Here is a 6,804-nt window from a genome sequence, read left to right on the forward strand (position 1 = left end):
GGGCTTGCCCCGCGATGCGTCGTCCGATCTGACGAAATCGCGGGGCAAGCCCGCTCCCACGCTACACAGCTCCCACGCTGCCTGGTTCACTGCCGGGCGGGGCGCAACACCAGCCACAGTGCCGCGCCAATCAGCATCCCGCCGTACAGGTGCGCCATCGACAGTGGCTCGTCCAGCAGCCATGCCCCCCACAGCACGCCGAACACCGGAATCAGAAAGGTCACGGTACTGGCCTTGACCGGTCCGATCTCGTCCAGCAAGCGGAAGTACAGGATGTAGGCGAACGCGGTGCACAGCAGGCCCAGGCCCAGCAGTGACAGCCACACCTGCCAGCCACCCCAGCTGGCTGGCGGTTGGGTGAGGGCGCTCCAGGCGAACAGCGGGCTAAGCAGCAGGGTCGCGCCGAGCATGCTGCCCAGGGCCGACAGGCGGCTGTCCAGGCCGCTGATCCAGCGCCGCGCGAGGAAGCCGGCGAACCCATAGCAAGTGGTTGCCGCCAGGCACGCCAGAGCGCCTTGCAGCAAGGCCAGGTCCAGCGCCGCAGGCCCTGCGCCGCTGAGGATGCCGACGCCGAACAGGCCCAGGAATATCCCGCACAGCTTGGCCAGGGTCATAGGTTCACGGAAGCACAGCGCGCCGATCAGCACGCCCATCAGGGGCGTGGTGGCGTTGAAGATCGCCGAATAGCCGGCCGGCAGCACCTGCGCTGCCACCGAATAGAAGGTGGCCGGGATGCCGGAGTTGATCATGCCCAGCACCAGGCAGGCGCCCAGCTTGCCGTTGAAGTCCCAGCGCACTCGCGTGGCAGCGAGGATCACGATCAGCCCCAGGCAGGCGATCGACACCCGGAAGAACGCGGTCGGCACTGTGCCGAGTTCCGGGGCAATGATGCGCATGAACAGGAAGCTCGCCCCCCAGACAGCGGCAAGGGTCAGCAGGCGGGCTAGGGCGATGGGGCTCACGGGGGTCTCCGGCAGTGGGGCAGGGGCGCGAGTGTACGTCACCAGGTGTGGCGATTCTTGTGCTTTCTTGCTCTGTAATTGCGTGCGGCCCATCGCGGGGCAAGCCCGCTCCCACGCCACACACCACACACGGGGGAGCGGCGTGGGAGCGGGCTTGCCCCGCGATGGGCCGTATGGTCTTCCGTAAAAGCCGCAGGCGACTAAGCTCTTTAACTCACCTTGATTCGAGGCCCCGCGCATGACCCAACCTTGGCCCGCTGCCGACATCGCCCGCGTGATCCTCGAGGGCTTCGACGACTACCGCGAGTATTTTCGCCGCATCACCCTGGGCGCCCGCGAGCGTTTCGAGCAGGCGCGCTGGCAGGACATCCAGCAAGCGGCTGCGGCCCGTATCAACCTCTACGAAGAAAAGGTCGCCGAGGCCAACGGCAGGTTGCGCCAAGGGTTCCAGGCGCCGGTGCTGCTGGACGTGGAGCAGTGGCCGCTGGTGAAGAGCGCTTACATCCGCCTGATCGACCCGCGCCTGGACGATGAACTGTCCGAAACCTGGTACAACTCGCTGTTCTGCAGCCTGTTCAGCCATGACCAGATCAGCGACGGCTGCATGTTCATCCACACCACCCGGCCTTCGATGCGCAGCCACGAGCGCGCGGCGCAAACCTGTACTTACCCGCTTGAGGGCGGGCTGAAGAGCTTGCTGCGGGCGATCTTCGCCGATTATGCATTCAACGAACCCTACGGTGACCTGGAGGGCGACCTGGCACGGCTGGAGCAGCAACTGCGCGAGAGCCTGCCCGACTGGGTGTGCAAGGACCCGGCGCTGGCCGTGGAGCTGTTCACCCCGGTGCTGTACCGCAACAAGGGCGCCTACCTGGTCGGTCGCCTGCACACGGTCGACGAGCAGTGGCCGCTGGTAATCCCGCTGCTGCACCGCGAAGGGCATGGCATCGAGGCCGACGCGCTGATCACCGACGAGGCCGAGGTGTCGATCATCTTCTCCTTCACCCGCTCGTACTTCATGGTCGATGTGCCGGTGCCGGCGGAGTTCGTCAACTTTCTCAAGCGCATCCTGCCGGGCAAGCATATCGCCGAGCTGTACACCTCGATCGGCTTCTACAAACACGGCAAGTCGGAGTTCTACCGCGCGCTGATCGGCCACCTGGCGCGCAGCGATGACCGTTTCATCATGGCCCCGGGGGTACGGGGGATGGTGATGAGCGTGTTCACCCTGCCGGGCTTCAACACCGTGTTCAAGATCATCAAGGACCGCTTTTCGCCCTCAAAGACCGTGGACCGTGCCACGGTGATCGACAAGTACCGCTTGGTGAAAAGCGTCGATCGCGTCGGGCGCATGGCCGATACCCAGGAGTTCGCCGATTTTCGCTTCCCGCAGGCCAAGTTCGACCCCGAGTGCCTGGCCGAGCTATTGGAGGTGGCGCCTTCCACCGTAACGCTGGAAGGTGACACCGTGCTGATCCGCCACTGCTGGACCGAGCGGCGCATGACCCCGCTCAACCTGTACCTGGAGCATGCCAGTGAAGCGCAGGTGCTGGAGGCGCTGGAGGATTACGGGCTGGCGATCAAGCAACTGGCGGCGGCGAATATCTTCCCCGGCGACATGCTGCTGAAGAACTTCGGTGTCACCCGCCATGGCCGGGTGGTGTTCTACGACTACGACGAAATCTGTTTCCTTACCGAGGTCAACTTCCGCCATATCCCGCCACCGCGCTATCCGGAGGACGAAATGTCCGGCGAGCCGTGGTATTCGATCGGCCCACACGACGTGTTCCCCGAGGAGTTCCCCCCGTTCCTGTTCGCTGATATGGGCCAGCGGCGTTTGTTCAGCCGCTTGCATGGCGAGCTGTATGACGCCGATTACTGGAAGGGGCTGCAGGAGGCTATTCGGGCGGGGAAGGTGATCGATGTGTTCCCTTACCGGCGCAAGGTGCGCTGACAAGGAGGGACTCGTGGGAGCGGGCTTGCCCCGCGATAGCGTCCGACCAGGCAATGGTTGTGGCCCTACAGACGCCATCGCGGGGCAAGCCCCCCACTCCCCCCCCCCCCCCCCCCCTCCCCTCCCCCCCCCCCCCCCCCCCCCCCCCCCCCCCCCCCCCGCTCCCACGTTGTCCCGGCTGTTTTTAGCCTTTCAGGCACTTCAACTCACTGAAATCCGTGCGCACCTTGTTCAACTTCTGCTGCAGGAATTGCCGCTGCACCGGGCTGCTCTGTTTCATCAGGTCCACCAGCAGGCTGCGTGCCTGCTGCTCGCTGTTCTGGAAGGCCTGACGGTACTCCGCCGTCCACAGGCTCTCCTTGCGCTGCAGCAACTGCGCAAGGCGTGGCTCGAAACCGGGGGAGGCGCGTTGCTCCATCGCCAGCGCCAGCTGCTGTTGCCAGTGGGCGCGGTTGGCGATTGCGCTGCGGTTCTGGTCGCCCAACGCCTGCGACCAGCTCATCACCCGCAGGCGTTGCTCACGGGTCAGTTCGCCAAGCCAGGGTTCAAGGCGTTTCTCCATGCGCGTGGCGCGTTGTGCGACCTGTTTGGGCAGCGGCGTCTCGGCATAGGTTTGCCGGCGTTTGTCGATGTCCTGGCGAAACGCCTGGCGCATCTCGGCCACCTGGGCGTCGCTCATGCCGCGCAACAGCTCGCTGGCCGAGGGAGTGATCTGCTCGGCGACCCGTCCGATCGCCTGGCGTGCCTCGGCAGTGCGCTGTTGCAGGGTCGCATCGGTGACGGTATCGCTGGCGACCATCCCTTGCACCCGGTCGAGCCAGTCGAGGTAGCCGGGCAGTTGGGTCTTGCAGTGCCAGGCCAGTTGCTCCTTCAGCCGTTCGTCGAGCAGGCGCTTCTGCTCGCGGTTCATGTCCAGGTAGTCGCCCAGCGACCACGGCACCAGGCGGTCGAGGTTGCGGTAGGCCAGGTCGATGCGGTTGCAGGCCGCCAGCACCAGGGCCAGGGCAACGACGATGAGCAGGGCTTTGGTCAGGCGTACAGGCATGAGCGAATCCTTGCAGGGACTGGCCAGGCGGTAGACGCAAAGGGCGCGCGGCGGTTCCGGTGCATGTGCGCTCGGGCGGCCGGGCGGGTCAGGTGTTAGAATAGCCGCCTTGTCTTGAGGATCTTCACAAATGGCTCTGCTTGGGCGCTACAACAGTTTGCAAATCGTGAAACACGTGGAATTCGGCCTGTACCTGGACGGCGGCGCCGATGGCGAAATCCTGCTGCCGCGTCGCTACTTCCCCAAGGGCGCAGAGCTGGAACTCGATGACTGGCTCAACGTGTTCATCTACCTGGACAGCGAAGACCAACTGATCGCCACCACCGAGAAGCCGAAAATGCAGGTGGGCGAGTTCGCCAGCCTCAAGGTCAAGGACATCAACGGCGCGGGCATCTTCCTCGACTGGGGCCTGTCCAAGGACCTGCTGATGCCGTACTCGGAAGAGTCGCGGCCGCTGAAGATCGGCGACTACTGCGTGGTCCATGCCTACCTGGACAAGCGCACCCGCCGCATCACCGCCACTGCCAAGCTGGATCGCTACCTGGACAACGCCCCGGTCGACTACAAGGTCGGCCAGCCGGTCGAGCTGCTGGTGGCCGGCGAGACGCCGATGGGCTTCAAGGCGATCATCAACAACCGCCACTGGGGCTTGATCCACAAGAACGAGGTGTTCAAGTTCCTGCGTTCAGGTATGCACGAGAAGGGCTTCATCAAGGAAGTGCGCCACGACGGCAAGATCGCCCTGAGCCTGCAACCGGTGGGCGAAGCGCTGGCCGACGGCCTGCAAGAGCAGATCATGCAGCGCCTGGAAGCGGCCGGTGGCACGTTGCCGGTGTGCGACAAGAGCGACCCGGCGGTGATCAGCCAGATGTTCAACGTCAGCAAGGGCAACTTCAAGAAGGCCATTGGCGCGTTGTTCAAGCAGGGCAAGATCGTCATCCATGACGACCGGATCGAGCGGGCCTGATCAGGCCTGCACGAAGGTGCGGAAATCCAGTTGCTCGCCACCCGGGCGGGTGTCGCGCAGCAGCGAATCGCGGTCGGCGCTCAGCGCCAGGCTGATGGTGGAGCGGCGCTTGCCGGGGTGGCGCACTTCCATCTGCTCCTGGTGAGCACGGAGGAAGTTGACCGGCACCTTCAGGTGCTGCAGTTCGTCGGTTTCCGGGGTGTGCAGCAACAGGTTGACCCAGTCGGGCTGGCCTTTGCGCAGCAGTGCCACCGGCACTTCGAACCACCACAGGTTGCGCTTGGTGTCGAGGATGGCGAACAGGGTGTTGTCGCTGTCGAGTACCGGGCGGGCCAGCGCTTCGTTGCGGCGGGCGATGGCGGTGGGTTTGTTGATTTTCATGCAGGGTCCTGCGGATTGACGCCAGAAAGGCCTGACATTGTGCGGGGTGGCGCAGGGCGGGGCAAGCTGTGCGATGCGCATTGGCCGCTCCTGCCAATCGCCGGCAAGCCGGCTCCCACTGGGGCGCATAGGCAGTTGTGGGAGCCGGCTTGCCGGCGATGAGGCCCGTACAGCCACCACCAAACCTCAAACCCTTTTCCCCACCCAGATGTCCCCCACCAGCACCCGGGTGTCGCTTTCCATCTGCGCATCGTGCTCCAGCTGGTGGCTGAAGCGCTCCAGCGAGGCGTTGGCCGGCTGCGAATCGCTGGCGAACACCGGCGGGCTCAACAGGTAGCCGCAGAGCAGCCGGCTGAGGGCCGCCAGGCTGTCGATATGGGTGCGTTCGTAGCCGTGGGTGGCATCGCAACCGAAGGCCACCAGGGCGGTGCGGATGTCGTGGCCGGCGGTCACCGCCGAATGGGCGTCGCTGAAGTAGTAGCGGAACAGGTCGCGGCGCACCGGCAGGCCCTGGTCGCCAGCCAGCTTCAGCAGGTGGCGCGACAGGTGGTAGTCATAGGGCCCGGACGAGTCCTGCATGGCCACGCTCACCGCATGTTCGCTGGAGGCCTGGCCGGGGGCCACCGGACCGATGTCGATACCGACGAACTCGCTGACATCCCAGGGCAGGGCGGCAGCAGCGCCCGAGCCGGTTTCCTCGGTGATGGTGAACAGCGGGTGGCAGTCGATCAATGGCTGCCGGCCGCTTTCCACTACCGCCTTGAGCGCTGCCAGCAACGCCGCCACGCCGGCCTTGTCGTCCAGGTGACGGGCGCTGATATGGCCGCTTTCGGTGAACTCCGGCAGCGGGTCGAAGGCGACGAAATCACCGATGGCTATCCCCAGCGCTTCGCAGTCGGCGCGGGTGGTGCAGTAGGCGTCCAGGCGCACTTCCACGTGTTCCCAACTGATCGGCATCTGGTCGATGGCGGTGTTGAAGGCGTGCCCGCTGGCCATCAGCGGCAGCACGCTGCCGCGGTACACGCCGGTATCGGTGAACACGCTGACCCGGCTGCCTTCGGCGAAGCGGCTCGACCAGCAGCCCACGGCCGCCAGCGCCAGCCGGCCGTTGTCCTGCAACTGGCGCACGCTGGCGCCGATGGTGTCCAGGTGCGCGCTGACGGCTCGGTCCGGCGAGCTCTGCCGACCCTTGAGCGTGGCGCGGATGGTGCCGCGGCGGGTCAGTTCGAAGGGGATGCCCAGTTCGTCCAGGCGTTCGGCGACATAGCGCACGATGGTGTCGGTGAAACCGGTGGGGCTGGGGATGGCGAGCATTTCCAGCAGGACTTTCTTCAGGTAGTCGAGATCGGGTTCGGGGTGTTTCGCAGACATCAGGATTTCTCCTTTGTTTCGAGGGCCTCGAGGCGGTTGATCAGGCGCAGCATGGTGCTCTTGCCGGCGCCGGAGTGGCCGATCAGGCCGAACACCTGGCCATCTTCGATGGTCAGGCTGGTCG

General features: G+C 65.3%; 6 protein-coding genes and 1 pseudogene. 2 read left to right on the plus strand and 5 right to left on the minus strand.

The window, feature by feature from the left end:
* Positions 1–86: 86 nt before the first annotated feature.
* Entirely contained in the window at positions 87–962 is an 876-nt protein-coding gene (locus tag ACO6VM_RS10800; protein WP_401057702.1) for a DMT family transporter, read from the minus strand.
* Between the two features lie 238 nt (positions 963–1,200).
* Here ACO6VM_RS10800 and aceK point away from each other — a divergent pair, with 238 nt between their 5' ends.
* On the plus strand, positions 1,201–2,916 hold the full coding sequence (gene aceK / locus ACO6VM_RS10805; RefSeq protein ID WP_401057703.1) for a bifunctional isocitrate dehydrogenase kinase/phosphatase: 1,716 nt from the start codon (positions 1,201–1,203) through the stop codon (positions 2,914–2,916).
* A 184-nt stretch (positions 2,917–3,100) separates the two neighbouring features.
* Here the strand turns inward: aceK and ACO6VM_RS10810 are convergent, their stop codons facing one another.
* Entirely contained in the window at positions 3,101–3,961 is an 861-nt protein-coding gene (locus ACO6VM_RS10810; protein WP_401057704.1) for a DUF6279 family lipoprotein, read from the minus strand.
* 130 nt (positions 3,962–4,091) lie between these two features.
* Here ACO6VM_RS10810 and ACO6VM_RS10815 point away from each other — a divergent pair, with 130 nt between their 5' ends.
* Positions 4,092–4,928 (plus strand): CvfB family protein, encoded by an 837-nt coding sequence (locus ACO6VM_RS10815; protein WP_401057705.1) that lies wholly within the window; start codon positions 4,092–4,094, stop codon positions 4,926–4,928.
* Here the strand turns inward: ACO6VM_RS10815 and ACO6VM_RS10820 are convergent, their stop codons facing one another.
* From ACO6VM_RS10820 to ACO6VM_RS10830, 3 genes and pseudogenes are all read right to left on the minus strand, one after another.
* Positions 4,929–5,309, minus strand: coding sequence for a hypothetical protein (locus tag ACO6VM_RS10820; protein ID WP_125857797.1), 381 nt, complete (start codon positions 5,307–5,309; stop codon positions 4,929–4,931). It abuts the gene before it with no gap.
* Between the two features lie 186 nt (positions 5,310–5,495).
* On the minus strand, positions 5,496–6,680 hold the full coding sequence (locus ACO6VM_RS10825) for an osmoprotectant NAGGN system M42 family peptidase (RefSeq protein ID WP_422403240.1): 1,185 nt from the start codon (positions 6,678–6,680) through the stop codon (positions 5,496–5,498).
* 26 nt (positions 6,681–6,706) lie between these two features.
* Positions 6,707–6,804, minus strand: a pseudogene (locus ACO6VM_RS10830) (ATP-binding cassette domain-containing protein); the annotation flags it as partial.

Origin of the sequence: Pseudomonas sp. GZD-209 (assembly GCF_049310485.1) — a bacterium.
In the GTDB taxonomy this organism is placed as follows: Bacteria; Pseudomonadota; Gammaproteobacteria; order Pseudomonadales; family Pseudomonadaceae; genus Aquipseudomonas; species Aquipseudomonas sichuanensis.